The organism is Cellulosimicrobium sp. SL-1, from assembly GCF_011033075.1.
GTDB lineage: Bacteria > Actinomycetota > Actinomycetes > Actinomycetales > Cellulomonadaceae > Cellulosimicrobium > Cellulosimicrobium funkei.
This window is the reverse complement of sequence record NZ_JAACJC010000003.1, coordinates 240068-266136: the sequence shown is the minus strand read 5'-3', so window position 1 is coordinate 266136 and position 26069 is coordinate 240068. Positions and strand designations below refer to the sequence as shown.

Sequence of the window (26069 nt, the reverse complement as noted above, 5' to 3'; positions counted from 1 at the left end):
CATGACTGCCGACTCGCCCCGCACGGGCCTCACCTACGCCGCCGCGGGGGTCGACACCGAGGCCGGTGACAAGGCCGTCGAGCTCATGAAGGACGCCGTGCGCCGTACCCACGGGCCGCAGGTCCTCGGTGGCGTCGGCGGATTCGCCGGCCTGTACGACTTCTCCGAGGTCGCGACGTACCGCCGTCCGCTGCTCGCGACGTCGACCGACGGCGTCGGCACCAAGGTCGCGATCGCCCAGGCGCTCGACGTGCACGACACGATCGGCTTCGACCTCGTCGGCATGGTCGTCGACGACATCGTGGTGGTGGGCGCCAAGCCGCTGTTCATGACCGACTACATCGCGTGCGGCAAGGTCGTGCCCGAGCGCATCGCGGGCATCGTGCGGGGCATCGCCGCCGCCTGCGAGGTCGCCGGCACCGCGCTCGTCGGCGGCGAGACGGCCGAGCACCCGGGCCTCCTCGGCGAGGACGAGTACGACGTCGCGGGCGCGGCCACGGGCGTCGTCGAGGCGGACGCGCTGCTCGGCCCGGAGCGCGTGCGCGAGGGCGACGTGCTCGTCGCCATGGCGTCGTCGGGCCTTCACTCGAACGGCTACTCGCTCGTGCGCGCCGTGCTGAAGCACGCGGGCTGGGGCCTCGAGCGGCACGTGGACGAGCTCGGCCGCACCGTCGGCGAGGAGCTGCTCACCCCCACGCGCGTCTACGCGAGCGACTGCCTCGCCCTGGCCGCCGACGACGCGGCTCAGGTCCACGCGTTCACGCACGTCACGGGCGGCGGCCTGGCCGCGAACCTCGCGCGTGTCCTCCCGGCCGGGCTCGTCGGGGTCGTGGACCGGGGGAGCTGGGACGTCCCGCCCGTCTTCCGCCTCGTGCGCGAGCTGGGCGGGGTGCCGCGCGGCGACCTCGAGAACACCCTCAACCTCGGCGTCGGGATGGTCGCGGTCGTGAGCGCGGACGGCGTCGACGCCGCCCTGGCGCGGTGCGCCGCGCTCGGCGTGCCCGCGTGGGTGCTCGGCACGGTCGAGGCGTTCGACCCGGACGCGGCCCGTGACCTCGCCGACGGCGACCTGGTCGCCGGCACCAAGGGCGTCCAGGCGGGCGCGGTGCGGCTCGTCGGGGACTACCGCTCCTGATCACCGCCCGGTCGGGTCGGCGCGCGGACCGTGGCGTCGGCCCGGCCAGGGCTGCTTTCCCGCGGGCGTGACGGGTCGATCCGTCAAGGATGTCGCGGTGGGGTGATCCGCCGCGGACGCACGACGACGGCGCCACCGCCTGCGGGCAGGCGGCGGCGCCGTCGAGGTCAGGTGCGTCCGTGCGAGACGGCGGAGGGGGTGTCGCGGACGACCGTCAGCGGTCGTCGGACCAGTCGTTGTAGCGCTGGTCGTAGCGCTCGAGGTCGTCCGGCTCGGCGCCGAAGCGCGAGTCCGTCACGACATCCGTACGGCTGTGACCCGTGAGCTCCTGCTCGAGCGCACTGTAGTTCGTCTCGGGGCTGTAGTACTTCAGCGCGCGAGCGACCTTGGTCTGCTTTGCCTTCTGACGGCCGCGGCCCATGGCTCCGACCCCCTCAACGTAGAAGCGGGGCGGCAACGTACTCAGACGTGCGGCCCCGGGGTGTAGTTTCGTCTGTTCAGGGTCCAACGGTACATGCTCAGGGCCTATTCCATCCACTCAGAGACCCTGGCCGAGCCGTGGACGTGCCTACCGTCACACAGTCTCCACCGCGCGGCCCCGCCCGGACCGGGTCGGGCGGTGCGGAGGGCCCCTGCGGACCACCTGCGGCAACGCTCTCGTATGCCGCAGGAGCGCCTATCCGGCCGATCCGACCATAGAGCGCCTAATTCACCCGTCCGTCAAGTCGCCCGAAATCCGCATGCTGCGACAATGGAAGGTACTGGCGTCGTGCTGTCGTCGTGATCCGGGGTATCTGCCGGACCAGCGCGTACCAGGAGGAGGTGTCGTGATGTCCATGCACGGGGAGTCCGAAGTTCTGCTCACGCCCGCCGAGGTCGCCAGCCTTTTCCGCGTCGACCCCAAGACGGTCACCCGCTGGGCGAAGGCGGGCAAGCTGTCGTCGATCCGCACCCTCGGTGGCCACCGGCGCTACCGCGAGTCCGAGGTCCGGGCCCTGCTCGGCGCCGCGAGCGAGCCCGCGGACGGTACCGACAAGTCCTGACCCGGGGTCGCGCCCGGCCCACGGCCCACGGCACGCCGACGTGGCGGCGCGCACCCGAACGGACGCCGGCACGACGCACGTTCTCGGTCGGCGCCGGCCTTGCCACCCAGCCCTGCGCGCGTGCGACGCTCCCGCACGCCGGATGGCCCGCGTCCCCGAACCCTCCCCGCGTGCCGGACGCCCCGCGCGTCGTCGAACCCTCCCGCACGCCGGAACGCCGCCGACCCCGCGTCCGGTGGAGCACCGGCGCGGGATCGACGGCGTTCGTCGACGGGGTCGCTACGAGCGGCGGCGGAGGATCGCCGCGGCCACCAGCGCGACGCCGACCACGGCGGCGCCCAGCAGCAGCTTGACGTTGCGGGACCGGTCCGGGTCCTCCTCGGGCAGCCCGTTGCCGGAGAGGAACGCCCCGGTGTCGCTCGCCGCCTGCTTCGCCTGCTGCGCGGCGGCCTTGGCCTGGACGCGCGGGTCGAGCCGCGTCGTGAGCTCGTCGATCGTCCCCGCGAGCTCCTTGCGGGTGCGCGCGATCTCGTCCTCGAGCTGGGACGGGGAGAGCTGGGGGTCGGGGGTCTCGCCGGTTCCGCTCACGGGCGCAGTCCTTCCTTGATGGTCGCGACGTCTTCCTTGATGCTCTCGACCGCACCGGTCGGCGTCGGCGGCACGCCCCGCTGGAGCTGCTTGACGCCGACGAACGCGAGCGTACCGGCGACCAGCACGAGGACGCCGCCGACGATCAGCGCCGCGAGCCACAGCGGCATGGCGGTCGCGAGGCCCTCCATGGCGGAGTGCAGCAGGAAGCCCAGGCCGTACAGCACGAGCACGCCGCCGACGACGAGCAGGCCGATGCCGATGCCGGCGTGCTTCGCCTTCGTCGTGAGCTCGGCCTTCGCGAGGGCGATCTCCGAGCGGACGAGCCGGGTCGCCTGCTCGGACAGGCGCTCCACGAGCTGTCCGACCGTCGGCTTCTGCTCCTCGGGCGGGATGCGCCCGTCGATCCAGTCGCTCATCTCTCAGCCTTTCCGCAGGTGATCCCCCACCACTCAACCGGCACCGGGGTCGGCGCGCAACTTCCCCGGGGGTGCTCGCGGTGCCCCGGGGACGAGGAGGGTCGCGCGAGGGACGCCGCGCCGGCTCGGGACGCAGAAGACCCCCGTCCGGAATCCCGGGCGGGGGTCTCTCGGTGGCTCCGACCGGCGTCGATCCGGTGACCTTTCGATTTTCAGTCGAACGCTCTACCAACTGAGCTACAGAGCCATGGGGGAAGAGCCCGGCCGGCCGATGCCGACCGGGCTCTTCGCCTCACGCGACCCTGACGGGACTTGAACCCGCGACCTCCGCCGTGACAGGGCGGCGCGCTAACCAACTGCGCTACAGGGCCTTGCTGTTCTTCGCGAGACACACCTTAGCACCAGGGAACCCGGTGATTTTCACCAGTGATCCTGGTGGTGTGGTGGCCCGCATTCGAACCGAGAGGATCGTACCGTACCGGTGAGCCGATCCGTAAATCCGCCGGTGACCACCGGTCCCGACGCGATCTCGCGTACCCCCAACGGGATTCGAACCCGTGCTACCGCCGTGAAAGGGCGGGGTCCTAGGCCGCTAGACGATGGGGGCTCAGGAACGTCGGCCAGTGTACAGCGGCACCGCCCGGGGCTCCTCGTCGGATCCGCCGCCCGCGCGGGGGAGGATGGGCGGGTGGTGGAGATGACGCGGGCCGAGTTCGAGGACGCCGTGCGCGACGGGCTGGACCTCGTGCCCGAGGACCTGGCGGCGCAGATGGACAACGTCGTGGTGCTCGTCGAGGACGACGCGCCCGACGACGACCCTGAGCTGCTCGGGCTCTACGAGGGGGTCCCGCTCACGGAGCGGGACCACATGTGGGCGGCGGGCGCGCTGCCCGACCGCATCACGATCTTCCGCAACCCGACGCTCGCCATCTGCGAGACGCGCGAGGACGTGGTCGAGGAGGTGGCGGTGACCGTCGTCCACGAGATCGCGCACCACTTCGGCATCGACGACGACCGGCTGCACGAGCTCGGCTGGGGCTGAGCCCGGGCGGTCCGGGGTCGCCGATCGCTAGGATCGGCGGGTGACGACGAGCGCCGCGAGCGACCCCCGGCACGACGGCGCGCACGACCACGAGGCGGTCGCGCGCCTGCTCCACGCGCTCGCCGAGCCGCGCCGCCTCGCGATCGTGCACCTGCTCACGGGCTCGGAGCGCCGGGTCGTCGACCTCACGCGTGAGCTCGGGCTGGCCCAGTCGACCGTCTCGGAGCACCTCACCACGCTGCGCGAGGTCGGGGTCGTCGCGGTGCGGCGGGAGGGCCGGTCGTCCTGGTACCGCCTCGTGCGCCCGGAGGTCGCGCACCTCCTCGCCGACGCGGAGCACGTCGCCCTCGCTCCCTGACCCCTGCTCGTGACGCGTGTCACGGCGCGCCCCGCCTAGAAAACATCGGTGTTCATCGATATCATCGGTATCTACCGATGAATGGAGGATCGATGGGAGCGGGTCACGACCACGGCGCAGGTGGCCTCGACGCGCCCGACCACCGCAGGCGGCTCGCCGTCGCGTTCGGCATCACCGCGACGATCCTCGCGGCCCAGGCCGTCGGCGCGGTGCTCACGGGGAGCCTGGCGCTCCTGACGGACACGGCGCACATGCTCACCGACGCGGTCGGGCTGGCCGTCGCGCTGGTCGCGGCGTCGCTCGCGCTGCGCCCGGCGACCAAGCACCGCACGTGGGGCTTCCGCCGTGTCGAGGTGCTCGCGGCGCTCGCGCAGGCGGCGCTGCTCCTCGCCGTCGGCGCGTACGCCGCCGTCGAGGGCGTCCGGCGCCTGATCGAGCCGCCCGAGGTGCCCTCCTCCGAGCTGCTCGTGTTCGGGATCGTCGGTCTCGTGGGGAACCTCGTCGCCATCGCGGTCCTCGCGTCGGGGCGACGCGCGAACCTCAACCTGCGCGCCGCGTTCCTCGAGGTGGTCAACGACGCGCTGGGCTCCGTCGGGGTCATCGTGGCCGCCGTCGTGATCGCCACGACGGGCTACCAGCGGGCTGACGCCATCGCCGGCCTGCTCATCGCCGTCCTCATCGTGCCGCGCGCGTTCCGCCTCCTGCGCGAGGCGACGGCGGTCCTCATGGAGTTCACGCCCGAGGGCCTGGACCTCGACGACGTCCGGCGGCACATCCTCTCGCTCGACCACGTCGAGGACGTCCACGACCTGCACGCCTCCACGGTCGCGACAGGGCTCCCGACGATCTCGGCGCACGTCGTCGTGGACGACGCGTGCTTCCGGGACGGTCACGCGCTGGAGATCGTCGAGCGCGTGCGCACGTGCGTCGCCCACCACTTCCCGGTCTCCGTCGAGCACTCGACCTTCCAGCTCGAGACGGCCGCCCTGCGCGACCGCGAGGCGCACGGCCACGCCTGAGGACGCCGTCGGGCCTCCCAGCGGTGCGCGAGCGGACGCCCTGGGGACGACCCGTCGCCGTGCGGGGCGCGCCCACTAGGGTGGTGCCATGACGATCCTCGTGACCGGCGGAGCCGGGTACATCGGCGCGCACGTGGTGCGCCTCCTGCAGGAGCGCGGCGAGAAGGTGGTGGTGGTCGACGACCTGAGCACGGGCCGCGCGGACCGGGTCGGTGACGCGGTGCTGGTCGAGGTCGACGTCGCGTCGCCCGAGGCCGTGGACGTGCTCACGCGCGCCATGACCGAGCACGACGTGCGCGCGGTCGTCCACTTCGCGGCGCGCAAGCAGGTGGGGGAGTCGGTCGAGAAGCCGGCCTGGTACTACCAGCAGAACGTCGGGGGCTTCACGAACCTCGTCACCGCGATGCAGGCGGCCGGCGTCGACCGTCTCGTCTTCTCGTCGTCCGCGGCGACGTACGGCATGCCGTCGGTGTCCCTGGTCGAGGAGAAGCTGCACGCCGAGCCGATCAACCCCTACGGCGAGACGAAGCTCGTGGGGGAGTGGCTGGGCCGGGCCGCGGGCCGCGCGTGGGGGCTGCGGTTCGTCGCCCTGCGCTACTTCAACGTCGCCGGTGCGGGCTGGCCGGACCTGGGCGACCCCGCCGTGCTCAACCTCGTGCCCATGGTCCTCGACCGCCTCGAGCGCGGCGAGCGGCCCAAGATCTTCGGGGACGACTACCCCACGCCGGACGGTACGTGCATCCGGGACTACATCCACGTCCTCGACCTCGCGCAGGCCCACCTCGCCGCGCTCGAGTACCTGGGTGTGGACGAGCGTCCGTTCGACGTCTTCAACGTCGGCACGGGCGAGGGCTCCTCGGTGCGCGAGGTGATCGACGAGATCGGGCGCGTCAGCGGGCTCGACGTCACGCCGGAGGTCCTGCCGCGTCGCGCGGGCGACCCGCCGCAGCTCGTCGGGAACCCCCGCCGCATCAACGAGCTCTTCGGCTGGCGCGCCACGAACGGCCTGCCGGAGATCATCGCGTCGGCGTGGGAGGCCTGGCAGGCCGGGCCCCGCCGCATCGACACGACGCGCGAGGCCGCCTCCGAGGTGTGAAATCCGGCGTCCCGTGCGACCCTACATCCCTCAGCATGCTGAGGATTGACCGGGGAGGTTCCCCGGCGACGGAAGACGGGACGACGACGTGGGTGACGAGAGCGACCCGGCACGGCTGTACGACCTGACCGCCGCACGCACGAGCCGGGTCGTGCTGGCGGCGTACTCGACCTCGTTCGGGCTGGGCGCGCGCCTGCTCGACGCCCCGACCCGCGACGGGATCGACGCGGTGTACGGGCTCGTGCGGATCGCCGACGAGGTCGTGGACACGCGCCGCGGCGACGGCGCAGCAGACCTCCTCGACGAGCTGGAGGCGGAGACCGCGCGGGCGCTCGACCGCGGCTGGTCGACGAACCTCGTCGTCCACTCGTTCGCCCGCGCCGCGCGCCGCTGCGGGTTCGGGCACGACGAGGTCGACCCGTTCTTCGCCTCGATGCGCACCGACCTCACGGTCCGCGTGCACGACCGCGAGAGCTACGAGCGGTACGTGTACGGCTCGGCCGAGGTCGTCGGCCTCATGTGCCTCGCGGTGTTCCTCAACGCGCGGCGTCGCCCCGGAGAGCCGCTGCACGTCCCGGACCCGGTGCTGGTCCGGGGCGCCCGCGCGCTCGGCGCGGCGTTCCAGAAGATCAACTTCCTGCGCGACCTGCGCACCGACCACGACGAGCTCGGGCGCGCCTACCTGCCCGGCGTCGTCCCCGGCCGACTGCGCCGCCGGGACGTCGAGGCGTTCTGCCGCGAGGTCGAGGGCGACCTCGCCGCCGCCCGCGCCGCGCTCCCCGGGCTCCCGGTGCGCCCGCGCATCGCCGTGGCCGCGACCGTCGCCGTCTACGAGCGGCTCCTGGCGCGGCTCGCCGCGACGCCGCCGGAGGACATCCTGCGTGCGCGCGTGCGCATCCCGGACACGATGAAGGTCGCGCTCGCGGCGCGCGCCGCCGGCGGCCAGCTCCTCGGCCAGGTGGCGTCCGCCCGGTCCCCGCGCTCGCGGAAGGTGCTCGCGTGAGGGCTCCGCGCGTCGTCGTCGTCGGAGGGGGGATCGCCGGGCTCGCCACCGCCGCCCTGCTCGCGCGCGGCGGCGCCCGCGTCACCCTGCTCGAGCGGCACGACGAGGTGGGCGGTCGCGCGGGCACGCTCGAGGTGGACGGCTTCCGCTTCGACACCGGCCCGTCCTGGTACTTCATGCCCGAGGTGTTCGAGCACTTCTTCGGGCTGCTCGGCGCGCGCGTCGAGGACCACCTCGACCTCGTCCCGCTCGACCCGGCGTACCGGGTGTTCTTCGAGCCGGGCGCGGACGGCGCGGCGTCGACGTTCGAGCTGTCCGGCAACGCCGGGGTCAACCGGTCGCGGCTCGACGCGATCGAGCCGGGAGCCGGGGGCCGGATCGCCGCGTACGCCGAGGACGCGAGCGAGGCGTACGGGCTGGCGCTCGACCACTTCCTCTACACGACGTTCGAGCGCCCCGACCGGGCGCTCTCGCCCGCGGTGCTGCGTCGGCTGCCGCGCCTGGCCGGTCTCCTGCGCGAGTCGCTCGCCGACCGCGCCGCGCGCGCCGTGGAGGACCCTCGGCTCCAGCAGCTCCTCGGGTACCACGCCGTGTTCCTCGGGTCGTCGCCCTACCGCGCGCCCGCGCTCTACTCGCTCATGAGCCACCTCGACCTCGTCGACGGCGTCCAGTACCCCCGCGGGGGCATGTACACGCTCATCGAGGCCGTCGAGCGGCTCGCGCGCGCCGCGGGCGCGGAGGTGCGCACCGGCGCGGACGTCGCCGGGATCGAGGTCGTGCCCGGCGCCGGTCGCCGCGGGCGGGTCGCCGGCGTGCGCCTCGCGTCGGGCGAGCTCGTCGAGGCGGACGTCGTCGTCTCGGCCGCCGACCGGCACCACACGGAGACGGCGCTCCTCGAGCCGCGCTGGGCCGACCTCCCCGCCGCGGCGTGGGAGGACAAGGGCCCCGGCATCTCCGCGCTGCTCGTCCTCGCGGGCGTCCGCGGCGAGCTGCCCGAGCTCGCGCACCACTCGCTGTTCTTCACGAAGGACTGGCCCGCCAACTTCGACGCGGTGCTGGGCCCGGACCGTCGCAGCGACCCTCGCGGCCTGCGCGTGCCGGAGCCCGCCTCGCTCTACGTGTCGCGCACGAGCGCGACGGACGGGCCGACGTCGGCCGCCCCCGCGGCGCCGCCCGGCCACGAGAACCTGTTCCTCCTCGTGCCGTTCCCCGCCGACCCGACGCTCGGCGGCGACGAGCCGTCGCAGCGCACGCTCGAAGGGCTGGCCGACCGCTACCTCGCCCAGGTGGGGCGCTGGGCGGGGGTCGAGGATCTCCCGGGGCGCGTCGTCACGCGACGCGTGCTCGGGCCGGCGCACTTCGCGACCGAGCTCTCGGCGTGGCGCGGCGGCGCGCTCGGCATGGAGCACACCCTGCGGCAGTCCGCGCTGTGGCGCCCGGGGAACGCGTCCCGCCGTGTCGACGGGCTCTACCACGCCGGAGGTGGCACGATCCCGGGCGTGGGACTGCCGATGTGCCTGATCAGCGCCGAGCTCGTCGCCAAGCGGCTGCTCGGCGAGACGTCCGCGCGCCCGCTGCCCGAGCCGCTGCGCGAGGGCTTCCTCGCCGCGAGCCGCCGGCCCGAACGGCTCCGGCCGGCGGACCGGCCGGTGGCGGTCCGCCGGTGACGGGCCTCGCCTACCTCGGTGCGCTCGCGGTCTCGCTCGGCGGCCTCGCCGTGCTCGACCGCCGGTTCCGGCTCGCGTTCTGGTCCGACCCCCGGCGCGCCGCGCTCACGGTCGGTCTCGGCGTCGTCGGGTTCCTCGCCTGGGACGTCGCGGGCCTCGCGCTCGGGATCTTCGCGCGCGGGGAGAGCCCGTGGATGACCGGGCTGCTGCTCGCGCCCGACCTCCCCGTCGAGGAGGCGGTGTTCCTGACGCTCCTGTGCTACAACGCGCTGCTCGTCTGGCGGGGCGCCGAGCGCGTGCTCGCGGCCCGCCGCGCCGGGGAGGACGACGCGTGACGAACATCGTGCTCAACGTCATCGTCCTCGCGGTGCTCGTCGCGGTGTCGTGGCGCGTGCTGCGCCGGCTGCGACCCGGGCCGCTCGTGTGGACGGCCGTCGCGATGTGCGTGCTCACCCTCGTGTTCGACACGCTGATGATCGCGGCCGACCTGTACGTCTACCACCCGGACAAGATCCTCGGCGTCTACCTGTGGGGGGCGCCGCTCGAGGACTTCGCGTACGCGCTCGCCGCCGCGCTCGGGATGCCGGTGCTGTGGACGGTGCTCGGCGCCCGCGGTCGCGACCGCACCGCCGGCCGCGGGTCCGGGCGCGGGCGTGCCACGGAGGACGACCGGTGAAGGACGTCCTCGCCGCGTCGCGGCCCTTCTCCTGGATCAACACCGCGTACCCCTTCGCCGCGGGGTACCTCGTGGCGACCGGCGGGCGCGTCGACCTCGCGCTCGTCGTCGGGACGCTGTACTTCCTCGTGCCGTACAACCTGCTCATGTACGGCGTGAACGACGTCTTCGACTACGCGAGCGACCTGCGGAACCCGCGCAAGGGCGGCATCGAGGGCGCGCTGGCGGACCCGGCGACCGCGCGCGTCACGCACCGGCGCATCCTGCGCGCGTGCGTCGCGACCAACGTGCCGTTCCTCGTCGCGCTCCTGCTCCTCGGCGACCCGCTCGCGGGCGCGGTCCTCGCGCTCGTGGTGTTCGGCGTCGTCGCCTACTCGGCGCCCCGGCTGCGGTTCAAGGAGCGCCCGTTCCTCGACTCGTTCACCTCGGCGATGCACTTCGCCGGGCCGCTGCTGTACGCGCTCGTGCTCGTCGACGCGGACCTCTCCGCGCGCGCCGTCTGGCCCGTGCTCGTCGGCTTCGTGCTCTGGGGCATGGCGTCGCACGCGTTCGGCGCGGTGCAGGACGTGCGCGCGGACCGCGAGGGCGGCATCGCCTCCGTCGCGACGGCGATCGGCGCGCACGCGACCGTGCTCGCCGCGGCGGCGGCGTACGTCGGGGCGGCCGTCGTGCTCGCGGTGCTCCCGTGGCCCGGCGTCCTCGCCGCTCTGCTCCCGCTGCCGTACGCCGTCAACGTGCTGCGGTTCCGCGACGTGCGCGACGACGACTGCGAGCGCGCCAACGCCGGGTGGCGGGCGTTCCTGTGGCTCAACCTCGTCACCGGGTTCCTCGTGACGATGCTGCTCCTCGCGGACGCCCTCACCTGACGCGCCCCGCGTCGCCGGGCACGGACGACGACGGCCCCGGTCCCGCGAGGTCGTCGCGGTGCCGGGGCCGTCGTCGTGGGGGAGCGGCTCGTCAGGAGATGTCGCCGTACTCCCAGTGCCAGGGCTCGTTCTTCGAGCCGCCAGCGCGGGCCCACTCGGGGTTCTCCCACCCGTAGGCCGGCGCGTTGGCGCGCATCCACTCGTACTGCGCGGTGCCGTAGCTCTGGATGCCGCCGCCGAGGTCGAGCGCGAGCGCCCAGCCGTGGTTCGACATGCCGGGCGGCGCCGCGAAGTAGCCGCGGGACGCCTTCACGGCGACCTGGGACGCGTACGAGCGGTACGAGTCCGTGACGGACAGGTTCGCGCCGAACGCCTCGCGGTACTTCTCGTTGAGGGCCTCGATCTGGTGGGCGGCGTCGCAGCGGAGCTGCTCGCCGGGCGCGAACGACAGCTCGCACAGCGCGCTCGCGGGGATCTGCCCGTTGCCGTAGCCCGCGGTGGACGCGGCCCACTGGTCGAGCTGGGCGGCGACCTCCTCGGCCGACGGCGGTCCGGGCACGACCTGGACGGTCACGCCCGAGCCGGCGGCGTCGAGCAGGGTCGTGAGCTCCGCCGTCAGCGCGGCGATCTCCTCCGTGCCGGCGGGAGCCGCCGGGTCCGCGGGTGCCTCGGCGTCTGCGGCCGGGGCACCGGCGGTCGCGTCCGCCGTACCGGTGGTGAGGTCGGGCGCGTCGGTCGCGGTGTCCGCGGCCGCCGCGTCCTCCTCGGGCGACTCGGTCGCCGCGTCGGCGCCGGCCGACGGCGCGGCGGCGTCCGTCCCGGGCGTGGCGTCGTCGGGCGCCGTGGCCAGGCCCGGCGTCGCGGTGCCGAGCGTCGGGACCGCGGCCTCGAGCTCGTCGAGCGGCGTGCGGGCCGAGGACCGGCTCGCACGGTCGTCGGCGCGGCCGTCGAGCGCGGGCACGCTCGCGCCGAGCGTCTCGGCGGCGGTGAGCGTGTCGTCGGTCGCGGGCTCCTCGGTGGCCTCGGCGGTCGCCGTGGCGCCGTCGTCCGGGCTCGCGAGCCCGGACCCCGCGGGGGAGCCGAGGAGCGTGGTGGCATCCTCGGACGGGGACGCCTCGGACACGGCCTCGCTGAGCCGCGTGCGCGCGTCCTCGATCTGGGCGACCTGCTCGGGCGTGAGCGCCGCGGCGCCCTCCCCGGTGAGGAACTGGGCCCGGACGAGCACGTCGCCCGCGGCGTCGACGGTCGCCGGGTCGGCCGTCGCCGGGGCGGCGGACGTCCCGAGGGACACGGGGGCGACCGCGGTGCCGGGGGTCGGCGCGCCGGCGGGCGCCGCCTCGGTCGCGTCGGTCGCCGCGGACGGCACCGCGCCGTTGGCGAAGGCCGCCGCGGCGGTGCTCGCGGTGAGCGCGACGGCCGCGACGGCGGCGCCGGTCCCGAGCGTGCGGCGGCGCCGGGGCGCGGCAGAACCGGTCCCGTGCGTGCCACGGCGGGCAGCGGAGACGAGTGCGGCGGGGAACGAGGCCCGGCGCGCGGTGTGGCGGCCCATCTAGCGCGCCTCGCCGCGGACGGCGGGGTACGCGCCGGTGGTGCCGGTCGGGGTGGACGTGAGGTGCTGTGCAGTGGTCAAGCGGACGATCCGATCATCGGGTCGTGGTCGCGGGCATCGAGCGCGGCGCGCTCCGGTCCCTGGGCACCTGCGCAGGGGAGCGCGGGGTGACCACGACGGCGTGCGGTCGGGCGGGACGCGAGCGCGCCCTCTCACCACGACGCCGACAGGCACGGTCTCGGGGTGGACCGCGGAGGCCTGTCGGCTGTTCCATCTTCAACTAGACGGACGTCCAGAGGGGTGGGCTCACGAGGGGAAGCCCCGGGAATGACGTGGGGACCGTGTGCTCAGGACGTGAAGAGGGTACGTGTCACGCGTCCTGCGTCGCGCGTGACCGCCGAGCCGACGAGCGTCCCGAGCGCGATCCCGAACACGGCGACGACCGCGTTCGCGATCTCCTGCGCCGCCTCCGGGCCCCCGTTCACGAGGTCGGAGAGACCCAGGAGGCTCAGGGCACCGGGCACGAGGAGCCAGAACGCGGGCAGCGTCGTGACGGCCGCCGGCGGCCCGTGCCGCGAGCGCTCGACGAGCGCGGCGAGCGGGGCGATGACGAGCGCCCCGAAGAACCCGGCGAGGGGCGCCGCGGCGAGCGACCCCAGGAGCTGGGCCGCGTAGGCGACCAGCAGCACGAGCAGGACCCAGGGGAGCGACCCGCGCGGGGACGACGCGAAGAGCATCTGCCCCAGCCCGACGGCGAGGATCCCGACCCACGGCGCCCACCACCCGAGGTGGTCGCCCTGCGGTGCCGCGACGAGCGGGCCCCCGACGGCGGCGCCGGCGACGACGCCGAACACGAGGAGCAGGAGCTGCGCGACCCCGTAGACGAGCCGGCTCGCCCCCGCGACGATCTGGTTGCTCGTCAGCTCGATCGCCGCGACGGTGAGCACCGACCCGGGCAGGAACGACACGAGCGGGGGCACGAGAACGCTCAGCGGGTCGTCGCCCAGCCACGGGTGCACCACGTCCACGGCGAGGAGCGTGACGACGAACGCCGCGACGACGGGCAGGGCGGTCGCGAGCGTCGGCCAGCGCGTGCCGAGCCAGCGCAGCGCCCCGACGAGCAGCCCGAGCGCGAGGTAGACGGGCAGGAGCGGGCCCGTCGGGTTGAGCACGAGGCCGAACCCGACGGTGAGCAGCCCGTGCCCGACGACGGTGAGCACGGGCCCGAACCGGGGCGGGCGGGCGACGATCGCGCGCAGCTGGGCCCGCGCGTCGGCGAGCGGGACGTCCGACGTGCGCAGGCGGCGCACGAGCGTCATGAGCGCCCCGATCTGGTCGAGGTTGAGACCGCTCGCCTCCGCGGCCGAGAAGTCCGCGACCGCGCCGCTCTCGGTGCTCACCCGGACGAAGACGCCCGTCGGCAGGACGAGGGTGCCGACGGTCGAGGCGCCCGACCGCCGGGCGACCGCCTCGAGGTCGTCCTCGACGTCGGTGACCGAGCGGCCGGAGTCGAGGAGCGCCGTCCCGAGCTCGCGCAGGAGGGGCACGAGGTCGGGCGAGACCTCGGGCGGCTCGGGCTCGGCAGCGAGCGGCGGTTCGTCGCCCAGCGCGCGCAGCACCCGGCGCACGACGCCCGGGGCACGCCGGACGTCGTCGAGCCAGGTCGCGTGCCGGCGGCGGGTCAGGGCGGGCCCTCCGTGCTCACGGCGACGAGCGCGAGCAGGGCGTCCGCGTAGGCGTCGGCCGCGTCGGCGGCGCGGTGCTCGGCCGCCTCGCCGAGGACCTCGGTGCGCACGACGTACCCGTCGGCGGTCCGTCCGAGCGCGCGGAACGTGCCGCCGAGCAGCTCGCGGAGCTGGCCCTCCAGCGGGTGCCACAGCGCGTCCTCGAGCGCGACGGAGTCGAGCGCCCACTCCGTCGTGCCGTTGAAGCCGAGCACGACGCCGGTGTCGAACTCGTGCGGCTCGATGGTCATGTCGCTCACGGTGAAGACGTCGCCGTCGGCGCCGGTGGTGAGGAGGCGGAAGCGGTCGCCCGAGGCGGGGGACCACCGCACGCCCGCGTCGCGCAGGGCGAGCGCGAGCTCCCACGAGATCATGCCTGCCACGGTAGGCCCGGCCCGGCCGCCGCGCGCGTCGGCCCGCGTCCCGACCCGCGGGACGATCCGTCCCGCGCCTGCGCGCGTTCACGACCCGGAAACACCCGCCGCGTTCACTCGTCCCATGACCCACGACGTCCCCGGGGACGCGCGGCGGACCGGCGGCGACCCCGCCCGCGCCGTGCCCCCGAACCCGCCCGCCCGACCCCGCTCCGGCCCGGCCCTCGCCGGCGCCGGTCCCGTGACCGTCGCGATCGAGCGCCGCGTCCGGCCCGAGAACGTCCCCGCCGTCACGCGCTGGGTGCAGGACGGGGTCAACCTCGCCAACCGCTACCCGGGCTTCCTCGGCTCCGGCTGGGTGCGCGCGTCGGCCGGGTCGCACGACTGGCACATGCTCTACCGGTTCGCGGACGCCGCGACGCTCGACGCGTGGGAGACCTCGCCCGACCGGGTGGGCTGGCTCGCGCGGGGGCGGGACCTCGTCGAGGAGACGCGGGTCGAGCGCCGCACGGGCATCGAGGGCTGGTTCGACACCCCGACGTCTCCCGCGCCGTCGAGCGCGTCGGTCGTCGCGGCGCCGCCCCGCTGGAAGCAGTCCGTGAGCATCTGGCTCGGGTTCTTCCCGGTGAACCTCGCGTTCACCGTGCTCGTCGGGAGCCTGGTCCCGGCGTGGGACGAGGTGCCGGTCGTCCCGCGCGTGCTCGCCACGACGCTCGTCCTCACGCCCGTCATGACCTACCTCGTGCTGCCGCGCGTGACGCAGGTGCTCGCGCCGTGGCTGGCCCGCCCTCCGCGGTCCCGGGCGCCCCGCGTCCGACGCGCGGCCCGGAGGTGACGGTCTCGCACCCTGCCTAGCCTGGGGGGATGGACACCGAGCTCGAGAACACGACCGACGTCCTGCTCACCCTCGGTGCGGTCGCGGCGGGCGTGGTCCTGGCGTTCGTGCTGGGGACGGTGATCTCCGCCGTCGTGCGGCGGGCCGGGCGGCGCAGCGAGCTGGCCCGGGACCTGTCGCGACGGCTCCGGCGGCCGGACCGCGCGGTCCTCACCGTCGTCGCCGTCTGGATCGCCGTGCGCGTCACCACCGACGCCGGGACCCTGTGGCGGCCCGCCGTCGAGCACCTGCTGCTCATCGCGCTCATCGTGGTCGGGGCGTGGTGGGTGGGCGCGATCGCGTTCGTGCTCGAGGACTCCGCGCTCCAGCGCTACCGCATGGACACCGCGGACAACCGGCACGCGCGCCGCGTCCGGACGCAGATCACGGTGCTGCGGCGGCTCACCGTCGCGGTGATCGTCGTGTGCGCGGTCGCGGGCATCCTGCTGACGTTCCCCGCAGCGCGCGCGGCGGGGGCGAGCCTCCTCGCGTCGGCCGGGCTCATCTCGATCGTCGCGGGGCTCGCGGCGCAGACGTCGCTCGCCAACGTCTTCGCGGGCATGCAGATCGCGTTCACCGACGCGATTCGCGTCGACGACGTCGTGGTGCTCGAGGGCGAGTGGGGGCGCATCGAGGAGATCACGATGACGTACGTCGTCGTGCACCTGTGGGACGACCGTCGGCTCATCATGCCGTCGACCTACTTCACGACGACGCCGTTCCAGAACTGGACCCGGCGCGCGGCCGATCTGCTGGGCACGGTCGAGCTCGACCTCGACTTCGAGGTGCCGGTCGGCCCGATGCGGGCCGAGCTGCGGCGGCTGCTGGGGCTCACGGACCTGTGGGACGAGCGCGTCGGCATCCTCCAGGTGACCGACGCCGTCGGGGGCCTCGTGCGCGTGCGCGCGCTCGTCAGCGCGCACGACGCCCCGACGCTGTTCGACCTGCGGTGCTTCGTGCGCGAGGGACTCGTCGACTGGTTGCAGCGCGCCGCGCCCCAGGGCCTGCCGCGCACGCGGCTCGAGCGCGCGGTGGACGCGCTGGACCTCGACGGGCCGGACGAGCGCGACGGGCTCGGCGCGCCGGACGGGTCCGACGCGTCCGGTGGCCCCGGCCGCGACGCCACGGACGACGGCGGTCCCGTCGCCCCGGCGCGGCCGCCCCGGCTCCCCGCGGAGCGCGGTGCGCGCCGTGCCGACGCGCCCGTCGTCCTCGGCACGATCCGGCGCGCGGGCCGCGGCGCGGGCGCCGCGCCGAGCGAGGACCCGACGCGGCTCGTCGGGGTCGTGCCGGGCCCGGACGACGGCGCAGGTCGTCCCGGCCGCACCAGGCCGTCCGCGGCGGACGGGGGCGTCGACGCCGAGGCGCCGGGCAGCACCCGGCCGCTGCCCGCCGTCGGGCACGACGACGACCTGCCCGAGGCCGCGGAGTCCGCCTTCTTCAGCGGGACGCCCGAGGGCGAGGAGCGCTCGCGGGCGTTCGCCGGGCCCGGCCAGGACGTCATCGAGGAGCGCGAGCGCACCGCCGAGCACGAGACGGTGCCGGACGAGACCCCCGACCACGACACCGGCGACGGTCGAGCACGTGGTTGACGACCGGATCGGCCGCGACGCGGTCGCGGATCCCGTGCTGGACGGCGAGGGTCGTCAGGCCAGGGGCGGGAGGGTGGGGATGTCGACGCTCGCGTCCGCGTAGGGGGCGACGAGGAGCGTCGCGGTGGCCCAGCCGCGCGTGAGCAGGCCGGTGTCGGAGTCGGGCTCGGAGTGCCGCTCGGTGCCCGAGTACTGGAGCACGAGGTGCCGGTCGCCGTCCTCGTGGATGTTCGCCTGGACGAGGCCGAACGACGCGAGGGGCGCCTGCCGCAGCCCGCGCAGGCGGTCGGGGGCGACGTCGGGCACGTTGACGTTGAGCGTGCGCCGGTCGAGCGGGACGTCGGCGGCGCTCCTGTCCATCCAGGCGAGCACGTGGTCGGTGACGAGCCGCGCGGTGTCCCAGTGCCGCGGCTCGGCGGCGTCGACCGAGACGGCGAGCGACCGGATGCCGTGCGTCATCGCGGACAGCGCCGCGCCGACGGTGCCCGAGTGCAGGATCGCGTTGCCCGTGTTCGCGCCCTTGTTGGCACCCGAGAGCACGAGGTCGGGCTGTGGGCCGAACCCGCCGTACGCGGCGACGAACGCGATGAGCGCGGGGGCGGCGCGCACGGCGTAGGAGGTGACGTCGTCGGGCAGGCCGGGCGCGCGGCGCGGCTCGACGGCGAGCCGGCCGTCGCGCTCGGCGCCCAGCAGCGCGGCGCTCGCCCCGGACGACTCCCGGGCGGGCGCCGCGACGACGACCTCGTACCCGGCGTCGAGCGCCGCCCCGGCGAGCACCGCCAGGCCGGGGGAGTCGATCCCGTCGTCGTTGGTCACGAGTGCGCGCACGCGGTCCTCCTGAGGGTTCGGGTCCGGGTTCTGGTGCGGGGCCATGCTCCGCGGGGCGACGTCAGGTCACGTCCTCGACCGTGACGCTGCGCGCGAAGCGCTCGATCTGGTCGCGGCGGCCCGTCCCGAGGCCCCGCCGCGTGACGTTGAGCGCCCCGGCCGCGGCGCCGAGCCGGACGGCGTCGGGCAGGCCGAGCCCGCGCCCCAGCCCGACGGCGATCCCCGCGGTCATCGAGTCGCCCGCGCCGCGGTGGTCGACGGTCGTGACGCGGGGCGTCGTGACCCGGTACGTATGCTCGCGCGTGACGAGCAGCGAGGGGTCGTGCGCGCGGGACACGACGAGCGCGCGCGGGCCGGCGTCGACCATGGCGCGCGCGGACCGCAGGAGCGACTCCTCGGACTCGTCGTCGCTGAAGCCGCCCTCGACGAGCTCCTCGTGGCTCATCTTCAGCACGACCCCCGGCGCGTCGGCGACGGCCCGCGCCTGGTCGGCGGAGAGGTCCGCGACGACCTGGCTGTCCGAGGCGTGCAGGTCGTGAGCGAGGCGCCGGAAGAACGACGCCGGGACCCCGACGCCCGTCTCCGAGCCGGTGAGGATCGTGACGGCCGCGTCGAGCGCGCTGACCAGGACGGTGCTGTAGAGGTCGTCGACCTCGTGCCGGTTCAGGGGGTAGGGGTCCATCGTCACGAGCTCGGTGCGCTGGCCGCTGCGCCGGTCGTGGACGAACGCCCCGTTGCCGCCGGTGCCGACCGTGCGCAGCTCGAGGTTCTCGGTGCGGGCGAGGTGCGCCGCGACGCTGCCCGTTTCGCCGCCGAACGGCCCGCAGACCACGACGTGGGCCCCGAGCGAGTAGGCCATGCGGGCGAGCCACAGGCCTTGCCCGCCCGGGTGGACGTGCACCTCGGGCGACGTCTCGGTCGGCCCGGCGGGCTCGATCTCGATCGCGAGCAGCGGGGTCAGGGCGAGCACGCACACCGCGGGCGACCGGGGCGCGCCGCCGGTCGCGGCAGGGCTCGTCGCGGTGCCGGGCGGGTGCGCGCCCGGGGGCGTCGGCGGGGTCGTCGCGCTCATCCGTCGAGGCTAGGGCGACGCGGCGAGGTCCACCTCTCGGGCGCCGGCGTGCGCGGCGGGGCCGAGCCGCGCGTCGAGCCAGCCGACGAGGCGGTCGGGTCGGTCGGTCATGATGCCGTCGACGCCCTGGACCAGGAGGTCGTCCCACTCGTCCGGCGTGTCCGCGGTCCACACGTGCACGCGCAGGCCCGCGTCGCGCAGCGTCTCCACGAGGCCCGGCTCGTGCGCGAGGAGCGCGACCTCCGGGTGGCACCCCACGACCCCGAGGTCCGCGCACACCGCGACCAGCTCGCCCAGGCTGTCCGGGTGCAGCGCGAGCAGCAGCGCCCGGTCGAGGTGCGGCGCGGCGTCGCGCAGCGCGGCGACCGTGGGCGGCCAGAACGACTGGACGACCACCCGGTCCCCGATCCCGGCGGCGTCCACGACCCCCGTCACGAGCGCCGCGTCGTCCGCCGACCACACGCCCTTGAGCTCGACGAGCAGCTCCAGCCCGGGCCGCTCCGCGACGAACCGCGCCGCCTCCTCGAACGTGGGGACGCGCTGGCCCGCGAACGCCCGCGCGAACGACGACCCGGCGTCCAGCGCGCGGACCTGCGCCAGCGTCAGTCCGTCCACGCGGCCGGTGCCGTCCGTCGTCTCGTCCACGACGTCGTCGTGCAGCACCACGACGTGCCGGTCGGCCGTGAGGTGCACGTCGAGCTCGATCGCGTCCGCGCCCGCGCGCCACGCCGCCTCGAACGCCGCGAGCGTGCTCTGCGGCGCGACGGACGAGTTGCCCCGGTGCCCGACGACGAGCGGCCGGCCCGCGCGGTCGGCGACCGGTTCGAGGAGACGGGCGCGACCCGGTGCGCCGGGCGGCTCCGCCGGCGTCCGGGGTGCGGTGCGGTCGAGCGGCATGGGGCCAGTCTCGCGCGCGGCGCGCCCGGCCGTCCTGCGCAGGACGCCGCGCGCCGGACGTTTCCGCCGACGTTCACCCGGTCGTCGTGCGGCGCCGGTCAGCGCGCCCGGCCGGTGAGCGCGAGGAGGCGCGTGAGGTCGTCGGCGCCGTCGTCGACGTCGAGGGGACCGCGGAAGAGCGGGCCGGGCTCGAGGAACGTCGAGCGCGCCTCGGCGTAGCGCAGCGCCCACGCGACGAGCGCCGGGTCGACCTCCTCGTCCCCGCCCGTCGCCCGGGCCAGGTCCCACGCGTGCACCACGAGGTCGAACGTCATCTGCGCGCAGTACTCCGCGCCCGACTCGTCGCCGTACGAGAGATGCACGCGACGGTCGAGGGCGTCCGGCGCGAGGAACGCCTCGCGCGCCTGGACGGACGCGTCGACCCAGCGGTCGACGGGGTCGTCGCCCAGCACGTCCCCGTCGAACACGCCGCCGACGTCCTCGATCCAGCGGCCCGCGAGGAGCTCCGGGGCCCAGAGCTGCTCGGCCGTGACGTGGTTGACGAGGTCGCGCACGGTCCAGTCCGCGTCGGGCGTGGGGAGCGGCCAGCGGTCGTCGCGCAGCGGGCGCACGAGCGCGTCGAACGCGCCGATCGCGTCGCCGTGGGCGGCGAGGACGTCCATGCGGGCCTCCCGGGGCGGGGTGCTGCGGTGCTCCTCCACCGTGGCACGCCCCGCCGCGGCCCGCAGGTCGAGCAGCGCGGCCCGCGGCCCCCGGGGACGGTGGGGGCCGCGGGCCGCCGTCTCACACCGACACGACGATCTTCACGTGGTCGTCCTTGTGGTCGATGAGCTCTCGGTACCCCTTCTCCACGACGTCCTCGACGGCGATGCGGCTCGTCACGAACGGGGCGAGGTCGACCTTGCCCTCCTGCACGAGCCGGATCACGGCCGGGTGGTCGTCCGCGTACCCGATCGCGCCCTTGATGGTCAGCTCGCGGAGCAGGACCGTCATGACGTCGAGCGTCGGCGGCTCGGAGAACAGCGCCACGATCTGGAGCGTGCCGCCCGCCTTGAGCGCGCGGGTCAGCGTGTCGAGCACGGGCTGCGCGCCCGAGCACTCGATCGCGACGTCCGCGCCGCGGCCGTCCGTGAGCTCGAGGACGCGCGCGGCGACGTCGACCTCGCGCGGGTCGAGGACGTCGTCGGCCACCCCGGTCTCGAGCGCCTTGGCCTTGCGCGCCCCGCTCACCTCCGTGACGATCGCGCGCGCCCCGATCGCGTGCAGCACGGCGCACGTGAGCAGGCCGATCGGACCTGCGCCGCCGACGAGGACCGTGTCGCCCGCCTGCGCCCCGGAGAGGCGGACGCCGTGGTACGCGACGGCCAGCGGCTCGATGAGCGCCGCCTGGTCCAGCGGGACGTCGCCCACCGGGTGCACCCACCGCCGCTCGACCACGACGTGCTCCGCCAGCCCGCCGCCGCGGCCGGAGATGCCGATGAAGCCCATCTTCACGCACGCGTTGTAGAGCCCGTCACGGCACGGCGGGCACTCGCCGCACACCATGAACGGCTCGACGACGACCGCGTCCCCGACCGCGAGGCCCTCGACGCCCTCGCCGAGCTCCTCGACCACGCCGGAGAACTCGTGCCCGAACACGACGGGCAGCGTCTCGCCCGACAGGGGGTGCGGCTGCGTCTCCGACGGCGCCGGCGGGAACGGGCCCTCGAGGTAGAGGTGCAGGTCCGAGCCGCAGATCCCCGTCCACGCGGGCCGGATCTTCACGGTCCCCGGCCGGGTCTCGGGCTCCGGGACGTCCTCGATCCGGAGGTCTTCCTTGCCGTGGTACCGCGCCGCCTTCATCGTGCTCACCTCGTCCGTCGTGCCGCGCGCACCGGTCGGTGCGCGGCGGCCGGTCCCGGACCGGTCCTCGGTGCACCCGCGGCGACCCGTGGTTCCCGACCGCACCTCCACGGTAGGCCCGAGGCCCCGCCCCGGGCCGCGCCGAAGGTCCCGCCGGACGGGGCCGGTCGTCGTCGGCCGCGATACTGGGGCCCGTGACGCCGAACCCGACCCCGGTCCCGACCGTGACGCGCGCCGCGCACCGTCCCGCGCAGGGCGGAGCCCGCGCGTGACCGACCGGTGGACGTGGCCCGCGTACGTCGGCCTGCTCGGGGGCGCCCTGCTCTTCGCCGCCTTCCTCGTGCCCGCGCTCGCGTGGCAGTACCGGCGGTACGGCCGCCTGAGCGGCCGGCGTCTGCTCGGGGCGGCCGCCGTCGCGGTCTACGGGGTCGCGCTCGTCGCCTACACGCTCCTGCCGCTCCCGAGCGGCGACCTCGCGCGGTGGTGCGCGCAGTACGGCGTCGCGGGCGCCGAGCTCGTGCCGTTCCACTCGCTCGCGGACGTCCGACGGGACACGGCCGGGCTCGGGCTCGGCGCGACCCTGCGCAGCACGGCCGTGCTCCAGGTGGTCTTCAACGTCGTCCTGTTCGTCCCCTGGGGCGTGCTCGTGCGGCGCTACCTCGGCCGCGGGGTGCTCGTCACGACGCTGTCCGGCCTGCTCGTGTCGCTCCTCGTCGAGACCACGCAGTACACCGGGATCTTCGGCATCATCCCGTGCTCGTACCGGGTCGCCGACGTCGACGACGTGCTGACCAACACGCTCGGCGCGCTCCTCGGGGCGCTCGCGGCGCCCCTCCTGCTGCGCTGGATGCCGCGCGCGGGAGAGCTCGAGGCACGCCGCGAGGAGGCCCGGCCGGTGACCGTCTGGCGGCGGTGGCTCGGGATGCTGCTCGACGCGCTGCTCGTCACGGCGCTGGGCGTCGTGCTGCAGGTCGTGTACCGCACGGTGGTCTACGCGCTCGGGCGCCCGCTGCCCGACGGCGCGGACTGGGCCCAGTGGCTGCTCGGCACGCTCGTGCCGTTCGTGGTCGTGTTCGTGGTGCCGACGTTCCTCGGCAGCGGCGCCTCGTGGGGCCAGCGGACGGTGTGGCTCGCCCCGCGCTGGGCCGGCCGGCGCGGCACGACGGCGCAGCGCGTCGCGCGGGCGGCCGCGGGCGGCGCGCTGTGGGGAGCGCTCGGTCTGCTGAGCGACCTGCCGGTCGGTGTGCCCGCGGCGGTGGGGGTGGCCGCCTCGGTCGCGGCGCCGCTCGCGGCCCTGTTCGCGGTGGTGTCGGTGGTCGCGGTCCCGTTCACCCGCGGGCGCCGCGGGCTCTCGGGTGCGGTGAGCGGGGCAGAGCTCGTGGACGCGCGGGAGGTGTCGGTCAGCCCTCGGTGAGCAGGCCGACGAGCAGGGCCACGGCGCCCCACACGAGGAGGCCGCCGCCGACCGCGATCGCGATGCCGCTCGCACCCGTCGACCCGGCGCGGCGCGCGCCGCGGACGGCCGTCGCGGCGATCGCGAGGCCGGACACGACGAGCACAGCCCCTGCCACGATCCAGAACATCGCCCATACCGTCGCATACGGCGCGCCCTGCTGCATCGTGGACGGCCGTCCAGGTCTGGCGTGTCGCGTCGTGCGAACACGTGCCCGGACCCGCACAACCGCACCGTTCCGCGCCTCGTGAGCGCCCGTGCCCCGGACGCGGGCCCTGCGGGTGCTGCGTCCGGCCGCCCGAGACGTGAGACGGGTGGCGCCCAGGGCTGCGGCTGTCGGCCCGAGAGGTGAGACGGGTTGCGCCCGGGTGCCGGCTGGCCGCACCGTGTGCGGGTGCCCCTCCCCACCGACGGCCCGCCCGTGCGCCGCATCCTCTTCCCCGGCCGCCACCACGTCGTCACGCGATACCAGGTCGACTACCTCCGGGCGCTGCGCGCCGGTCTCGTGCACGACCTCGACGGTCGGCGCGTGCGCTGCACCCCCGACGTCGAGGTCGTCTGGGTCGTGACGTCCGCCAACCACGCCGGAACCCGCCGCAACCCGCTGCCCGGGCACCGGCGCGAGGCGCTCGTCGAGAACGTCACGACCCGGGAGGGCCTCGCGTCCGTCGTCGTGCCCGTGCCCGACGTCGCGCCCGACGACCGCTTCGCCCACCTCGTCGTGACGAGCGTCGCGACCGCGACCGGCGTCGCGCCGGACCCCGCGGACACCGTCGTCGCGTGCTCGACGCCGGCGCTCGTCGACGCCTACCGCGCGCTCGGCTACCGGGTCGCGGGGGTCGAGCTCGACGCCGCCGAGCCGGGCGGCGACCTCCCCGCGCGGCCGTGGGACGTCGTCGAGCAGATCGCCGCGGGGGACGAGCGCTGGCGCGACGTCGCGCACCCCGCCGTGCCGGAGTTCTTCGCGCGCTACCGGTTCGTCGAGGACGTCCGGCGGATCTTCGCCGACCCGGTCGTGTCCGGCGACGGCGACCTCACCTCGACGCGCGACTACCGCACGTACGCCGCCGCGTTCGAGGACGCGTCGGCGCGCAAGTGGGCCCAGGTCGCCCCGCACGTGCGGCCCGGGCGGATCGTCGACATCGGGTGCGCGACGGGCGGCCTCCTGGAGCACGTGGCGCGCGAGCCGCGCCTGCACGAGTCGGACCTGTTCGGCGTCGACGTCGCGCGGCACCTCGTCGCGGAGGCCGAGCACAAGAAGGCGCAGGGCGTGTTCGCGAACCCGCACGTGTGGTTCGTGCAGGCCAACATCCTCGACCGGTCCGTGATGCCCGACGCCTCCGTCGACACGACCCTCACCGTCGCGCTCACGCACGAGGTGTCGTCGTACGGGGACGGCGTGCGCGACGTCGAGACGTTCGCGCGCCGCGTCCACGCGCACACACGGCCCGGCGGCGTGTGGATCAACTCGGACGTGTGCGGCCCCGCGGAGCCGGACCGGGTCGTCGTGCTCACGCTGCGGACCGACGACGGCGCCCCCGCGACCGGCGACGGGCCCGGCAGCGCGCGCACGGACCTCGACGACCTCGCGCGCGAGGACGTCGCGGCGTGGGTCGGGGCGCTCTCGACCGACGCCCGGCTCGTCCAGTTCGCGTACGACTTCCCGCGCCTCTCCGGGGCCGACTTCCGGCCCGAGCGCGTGCGCCCCGGGTCGTGGCGGCTCACGCTGCGCGAGGCGATGGAGTTCCTCACGCGCAAGGACTACGTCGACAACTGGTTGTCCGAGAGCCACGAGCGCTTCTGCGACCTCACCGGCCCCCGATGGGCCGAGCTCCTCACCGCCGCCGGGTTCGAGCTCGAGCCGGGGAGCGGGGCGTGGCGCAACGAGTGGGTCGTCGAGCACGCGTTCGCGCCCGTCGCCGCCCTGCACGACGCCACGACCGGCGAGCCCGTCGACTGGCCCGACACCCACGTCCTCACCGTCGCCCGCCGCCCCGAGCTCGCCTGACCTGCCCGCACTGCCGAGGTAGAGCCGCAGTCGCGCGGGCTCGCGCGAGGTACAGCCCCGGTGGGCCGACGTAGAGCCCTGGTCGCGCGAGGTAGAGCCCAGGTGGGCCGAGGTAGAGCCCAGGTCGTGACCTCGGCTCTACCTCACCGGACGGGCTCTCCCTCGGGAGGGCGTGGCGGCGTGGTCGTAGGCTCGGAGCGTGCTCCTCGACGCCCGCACGCTGCGCGGCCTCCAGGACGGGACGGTGACGCTGGCGTTCCGCCGCTGGACGACGCCGCGCGTGCGCGTCGGGACGCTCCAGCGCACGCGGGTGGGCGTCGTCGAGGTGACGTCGGTCGAGCGCGTGCCCGTCGGTCCGGACGGCGAGCCCGTCGTGTCCGACGACGAGGCCCGCCTCGCGGGGATGACCTCGCCCGAGCGCGTGCTCGCTCGGGGCGCCGGGCGCGAGGGGGACCTCTACCGCGTGGGCCTGCGGCTCGCCGGCCCGGACCCGCGCGTCGCGCTGCGCGAGGACGCGGACCTCGACGAGGACGCCGTCGAGCAGCTCCGCACCGCGCTGGCGCGGAAGGACCGGGCCGCCGCGGAGCCGTGGACCCGCCGGTACCTCGAGCTGATCGGCACGCACGAGGGTGTCGTCGCGCGCGAGCTCGCGGCCGGGCTCGGGATGGCCCGCGACGACTTCAAGGTGCGCGTGCGCCGGCTCAAGGAGCTCGGCCTCACCGAGAGCCTCGACGTCGGGTACCGCCTCTCGCCGCGCGGGAGGGCCTACCTCGCCGCGACGGCGGACGAGCGGCCCGCCTCGTGAGGTCGAGCTCCCTCGCGGGGCCAGGCCTCTACTCCGCGCGACCAGGCCTCTACCTCGCGAGACCCCGCCTCTACCTCGCGGACCTGGGCTCTACCTCGCGAGACCCCGCCTCTACCTCGCAGAACCGGGCCTCTACCTC

At 75.3% G+C, this 26069-nt stretch carries 28 protein-coding genes and 3 tRNA genes; 16 read left to right on the top strand and 15 right to left on the bottom strand.

Annotated elements, in window-relative coordinates; translation table 11 throughout:
* Window position 1: 1 nt before the first annotated feature.
* A complete protein-coding gene (gene purM, locus GWJ10_RS06030) occupies window positions 2–1135 on the top strand; it encodes a phosphoribosylformylglycinamidine cyclo-ligase (RefSeq protein ID WP_163186118.1) in 1134 nt (377 codons plus the stop codon).
* 214 nt (window positions 1136–1349) lie between these two features.
* Here the strand turns inward: purM and GWJ10_RS06025 are convergent, their stop codons facing one another.
* A complete protein-coding gene (locus GWJ10_RS06025) occupies window positions 1350–1556 on the bottom strand; it encodes a DUF3073 domain-containing protein (RefSeq protein WP_021482112.1) in 207 nt (68 codons plus the stop codon).
* A 409-nt stretch (window positions 1557–1965) separates the two neighbouring features.
* Between GWJ10_RS06025 and GWJ10_RS06020 the strand changes: the two genes are divergently transcribed.
* Window positions 1966–2178: a BldC family transcriptional regulator gene (locus GWJ10_RS06020; protein ID WP_021482113.1), complete on the top strand. Its 213-nt coding sequence runs from the start codon at window positions 1966–1968 to the stop codon at window positions 2176–2178.
* Between the two features lie 279 nt (window positions 2179–2457).
* On the opposite strand, the gene GWJ10_RS06015 is transcribed toward GWJ10_RS06020, so the two are convergent.
* The 5 genes from GWJ10_RS06015 to GWJ10_RS05995 form a co-directional block, all read right to left on the bottom strand.
* A complete protein-coding gene (locus tag GWJ10_RS06015) occupies window positions 2458–2766 on the bottom strand; it encodes a DUF3618 domain-containing protein (protein WP_021481598.1) in 309 nt (102 codons plus the stop codon).
* Window positions 2763–3185 (bottom strand): phage holin family protein, encoded by a 423-nt coding sequence (locus GWJ10_RS06010; RefSeq protein WP_021481597.1) that lies wholly within the window; start codon window positions 3183–3185, stop codon window positions 2763–2765. Before GWJ10_RS06010 ends, GWJ10_RS06015 begins: the two co-directional genes overlap by 4 nt.
* Window positions 3186–3359: 174 nt before the next feature.
* Window positions 3360–3432, bottom strand: a tRNA-Phe gene (locus tag GWJ10_RS06005).
* Between the two features lie 50 nt (window positions 3433–3482).
* A tRNA-Asp gene (locus GWJ10_RS06000) sits at window positions 3483–3556 on the bottom strand.
* Between the two features lie 163 nt (window positions 3557–3719).
* Window positions 3720–3792, bottom strand: a tRNA-Glu gene (locus GWJ10_RS05995).
* Between the two features lie 90 nt (window positions 3793–3882).
* Between GWJ10_RS05995 and GWJ10_RS05990 the strand changes: the two genes are divergently transcribed.
* The 9 genes from GWJ10_RS05990 (at window position 3883) to GWJ10_RS05950 (ending at window position 10912) form a co-directional block, all read left to right on the top strand.
* Entirely contained in the window at window positions 3883–4227 is a 345-nt protein-coding gene (locus tag GWJ10_RS05990) for a metallopeptidase family protein (protein WP_074805895.1), read from the top strand.
* 40 nt (window positions 4228–4267) lie between these two features.
* On the top strand, window positions 4268–4585 hold the full coding sequence (locus GWJ10_RS05985; RefSeq protein WP_021481595.1) for a metalloregulator ArsR/SmtB family transcription factor: 318 nt from the start codon (window positions 4268–4270) through the stop codon (window positions 4583–4585).
* 92 nt (window positions 4586–4677) lie between these two features.
* Entirely contained in the window at window positions 4678–5604 is a 927-nt protein-coding gene (locus tag GWJ10_RS05980) for a cation diffusion facilitator family transporter (protein WP_163186115.1), read from the top strand.
* 88 nt (window positions 5605–5692) lie between these two features.
* On the top strand, window positions 5693–6700 hold the full coding sequence (galE, locus tag GWJ10_RS05975) for a UDP-glucose 4-epimerase GalE (protein ID WP_076403532.1): 1008 nt from the start codon (window positions 5693–5695) through the stop codon (window positions 6698–6700).
* A gap of 88 nt (window positions 6701–6788) precedes the next feature.
* Window positions 6789–7703: a squalene/phytoene synthase family protein gene (locus GWJ10_RS05970; RefSeq protein ID WP_163186112.1), complete on the top strand. Its 915-nt coding sequence runs from the start codon at window positions 6789–6791 to the stop codon at window positions 7701–7703.
* Entirely contained in the window at window positions 7700–9370 is a 1671-nt protein-coding gene (gene crtI / locus GWJ10_RS05965) for a phytoene desaturase family protein (RefSeq protein WP_163186109.1), read from the top strand. The genes GWJ10_RS05970 and crtI overlap by 4 nt, the downstream gene beginning before the upstream one ends.
* Window positions 9367–9705, top strand: a complete 339-nt coding sequence (locus GWJ10_RS05960) for a lycopene cyclase domain-containing protein (RefSeq protein ID WP_031317163.1) — start codon at window positions 9367–9369, stop codon at window positions 9703–9705. The genes crtI and GWJ10_RS05960 overlap by 4 nt, the downstream gene beginning before the upstream one ends.
* Window positions 9702–10046 (top strand): lycopene cyclase domain-containing protein, encoded by a 345-nt coding sequence (locus GWJ10_RS05955; protein WP_163186106.1) that lies wholly within the window; start codon window positions 9702–9704, stop codon window positions 10044–10046. The genes GWJ10_RS05960 and GWJ10_RS05955 overlap by 4 nt, the downstream gene beginning before the upstream one ends.
* Window positions 10043–10912 (top strand): prenyltransferase, encoded by an 870-nt coding sequence (locus GWJ10_RS05950; RefSeq protein ID WP_043655443.1) that lies wholly within the window; start codon window positions 10043–10045, stop codon window positions 10910–10912. Before GWJ10_RS05955 ends, GWJ10_RS05950 begins: the two co-directional genes overlap by 4 nt.
* A gap of 91 nt (window positions 10913–11003) precedes the next feature.
* Here the strand turns inward: GWJ10_RS05950 and GWJ10_RS05945 are convergent, their stop codons facing one another.
* From GWJ10_RS05945 to GWJ10_RS05935, 3 genes are all read right to left on the bottom strand, one after another.
* Window positions 11004–12461: a M15 family metallopeptidase gene (locus GWJ10_RS05945; RefSeq protein ID WP_163186103.1), complete on the bottom strand. Its 1458-nt coding sequence runs from the start codon at window positions 12459–12461 to the stop codon at window positions 11004–11006.
* A 347-nt stretch (window positions 12462–12808) separates the two neighbouring features.
* Window positions 12809–14080, bottom strand: a complete 1272-nt coding sequence (locus tag GWJ10_RS05940; RefSeq protein ID WP_163186100.1) for a threonine/serine exporter family protein — start codon at window positions 14078–14080, stop codon at window positions 12809–12811.
* Window positions 14081–14142: 62 nt separating this feature from the next.
* Complete coding sequence (locus tag GWJ10_RS05935; protein WP_163186098.1) at window positions 14143–14559, bottom strand: hypothetical protein; 417 nt, start codon at window positions 14557–14559, stop codon at window positions 14143–14145.
* A gap of 124 nt (window positions 14560–14683) precedes the next feature.
* Between GWJ10_RS05935 and GWJ10_RS05930 the strand changes: the two genes are divergently transcribed.
* Together GWJ10_RS05930 and GWJ10_RS05925 are read left to right on the top strand one after the other, a co-directional pair.
* Window positions 14684–15394 carry an antibiotic biosynthesis monooxygenase gene (locus tag GWJ10_RS05930; RefSeq protein ID WP_163186095.1) on the top strand — a complete coding sequence of 237 codons (711 nt, stop codon included), beginning with the start codon at window positions 14684–14686 and terminating at the stop codon, window positions 15392–15394.
* Between the two features lie 29 nt (window positions 15395–15423).
* Window positions 15424–17025 (top strand): mechanosensitive ion channel domain-containing protein, encoded by a 1602-nt coding sequence (locus GWJ10_RS05925; RefSeq protein WP_163186092.1) that lies wholly within the window; start codon window positions 15424–15426, stop codon window positions 17023–17025.
* 54 nt (window positions 17026–17079) lie between these two features.
* On the opposite strand, the gene GWJ10_RS05920 is transcribed toward GWJ10_RS05925, so the two are convergent.
* The 5 genes from GWJ10_RS05920 to GWJ10_RS05900 form a co-directional block, all read right to left on the bottom strand.
* On the bottom strand, window positions 17080–17853 hold the full coding sequence (locus GWJ10_RS05920) for a 5'/3'-nucleotidase SurE (protein ID WP_163186089.1): 774 nt from the start codon (window positions 17851–17853) through the stop codon (window positions 17080–17082).
* A 61-nt stretch (window positions 17854–17914) separates the two neighbouring features.
* Window positions 17915–18925: a PfkB family carbohydrate kinase gene (locus GWJ10_RS05915; RefSeq protein ID WP_163186087.1), complete on the bottom strand. Its 1011-nt coding sequence runs from the start codon at window positions 18923–18925 to the stop codon at window positions 17915–17917.
* Between the two features lie 9 nt (window positions 18926–18934).
* Window positions 18935–19822 carry a glycerophosphodiester phosphodiesterase family protein gene (locus GWJ10_RS05910; protein WP_163186084.1) on the bottom strand — a complete coding sequence of 296 codons (888 nt, stop codon included), beginning with the start codon at window positions 19820–19822 and terminating at the stop codon, window positions 18935–18937.
* 98 nt (window positions 19823–19920) lie between these two features.
* A complete protein-coding gene (locus GWJ10_RS05905; RefSeq protein WP_061269353.1) occupies window positions 19921–20484 on the bottom strand; it encodes a TIGR03086 family metal-binding protein in 564 nt (187 codons plus the stop codon).
* Between the two features lie 121 nt (window positions 20485–20605).
* On the bottom strand, window positions 20606–21664 hold the full coding sequence (locus GWJ10_RS05900) for a 2,3-butanediol dehydrogenase (protein WP_021483082.1): 1059 nt from the start codon (window positions 21662–21664) through the stop codon (window positions 20606–20608).
* A gap of 268 nt (window positions 21665–21932) precedes the next feature.
* On the opposite strand from GWJ10_RS05900, the gene GWJ10_RS05895 reads away from it, so the two are divergent.
* Window positions 21933–23078: a VanZ family protein gene (locus tag GWJ10_RS05895; protein ID WP_163186081.1), complete on the top strand. Its 1146-nt coding sequence runs from the start codon at window positions 21933–21935 to the stop codon at window positions 23076–23078.
* On the opposite strand, the gene GWJ10_RS05890 is transcribed toward GWJ10_RS05895, so the two are convergent.
* Entirely contained in the window at window positions 23065–23247 is a 183-nt protein-coding gene (locus tag GWJ10_RS05890; protein ID WP_043655062.1) for a hypothetical protein, read from the bottom strand. The two genes, GWJ10_RS05895 and GWJ10_RS05890, sit on opposite strands and share 14 nt — an antisense overlap.
* Before the next feature lie 264 nt (window positions 23248–23511).
* Between GWJ10_RS05890 and GWJ10_RS05885 the strand changes: the two genes are divergently transcribed.
* Both GWJ10_RS05885 and GWJ10_RS05880 read left to right on the top strand, forming a co-directional pair.
* Window positions 23512–25125, top strand: coding sequence for a class I SAM-dependent methyltransferase (locus GWJ10_RS05885; RefSeq protein WP_206158351.1), 1614 nt, complete (start codon window positions 23512–23514; stop codon window positions 25123–25125).
* Between the two features lie 199 nt (window positions 25126–25324).
* On the top strand, window positions 25325–25930 hold the full coding sequence (locus tag GWJ10_RS05880) for a hypothetical protein (RefSeq protein WP_163186078.1): 606 nt from the start codon (window positions 25325–25327) through the stop codon (window positions 25928–25930).
* Window positions 25931–26069 lie beyond the last annotated feature (139 nt).

What these genes read in the sequence shown, in the direction of transcription:
- purM (WP_163186118.1), top strand. Translation starts at nt 2, where the DNA reads ATGACTGCCGACTCGCCCCGCACGGGCCTCACCTACGCCGCCGCGGGG.
- GWJ10_RS06025 (WP_021482112.1), bottom strand. Translation starts at nt 1,556, where the DNA reads ATGGGCCGCGGCCGTCAGAAGGCAAAGCAGACCAAGGTCGCTCGCGCG.
- GWJ10_RS06020 (WP_021482113.1), top strand. Translation starts at nt 1,966, where the DNA reads ATGTCCATGCACGGGGAGTCCGAAGTTCTGCTCACGCCCGCCGAGGTC.
- GWJ10_RS06010 (WP_021481597.1), bottom strand. Translation starts at nt 3,185, where the DNA reads ATGAGCGACTGGATCGACGGGCGCATCCCGCCCGAGGAGCAGAAGCCG.
- GWJ10_RS05990 (WP_074805895.1), top strand. Translation starts at nt 3,883, where the DNA reads ATGACGCGGGCCGAGTTCGAGGACGCCGTGCGCGACGGGCTGGACCTC.
- GWJ10_RS05980 (WP_163186115.1), top strand. Translation starts at nt 4,678, where the DNA reads ATGGGAGCGGGTCACGACCACGGCGCAGGTGGCCTCGACGCGCCCGAC.
- galE (WP_076403532.1), top strand. Translation starts at nt 5,693, where the DNA reads ATGACGATCCTCGTGACCGGCGGAGCCGGGTACATCGGCGCGCACGTG.
- GWJ10_RS05945 (WP_163186103.1), bottom strand. Translation starts at nt 12,461, where the DNA reads ATGGGCCGCCACACCGCGCGCCGGGCCTCGTTCCCCGCCGCACTCGTC.
- GWJ10_RS05935 (WP_163186098.1), bottom strand. Translation starts at nt 14,559, where the DNA reads ATGATCTCGTGGGAGCTCGCGCTCGCCCTGCGCGACGCGGGCGTGCGG.
- GWJ10_RS05930 (WP_163186095.1), top strand. Translation starts at nt 14,684, where the DNA reads ATGACCCACGACGTCCCCGGGGACGCGCGGCGGACCGGCGGCGACCCC.
- GWJ10_RS05925 (WP_163186092.1), top strand. Translation starts at nt 15,424, where the DNA reads ATGGACACCGAGCTCGAGAACACGACCGACGTCCTGCTCACCCTCGGT.
- GWJ10_RS05915 (WP_163186087.1), bottom strand. Translation starts at nt 18,925, where the DNA reads ATGAGCGCGACGACCCCGCCGACGCCCCCGGGCGCGCACCCGCCCGGC.
- GWJ10_RS05910 (WP_163186084.1), bottom strand. Translation starts at nt 19,822, where the DNA reads ATGCCGCTCGACCGCACCGCACCCCGGACGCCGGCGGAGCCGCCCGGC.
- GWJ10_RS05905 (WP_061269353.1), bottom strand. Translation starts at nt 20,484, where the DNA reads ATGGACGTCCTCGCCGCCCACGGCGACGCGATCGGCGCGTTCGACGCG.
- GWJ10_RS05900 (WP_021483082.1), bottom strand. Translation starts at nt 21,664, where the DNA reads ATGAAGGCGGCGCGGTACCACGGCAAGGAAGACCTCCGGATCGAGGAC.
- GWJ10_RS05890 (WP_043655062.1), bottom strand. Translation starts at nt 23,247, where the DNA reads ATGTTCTGGATCGTGGCAGGGGCTGTGCTCGTCGTGTCCGGCCTCGCG.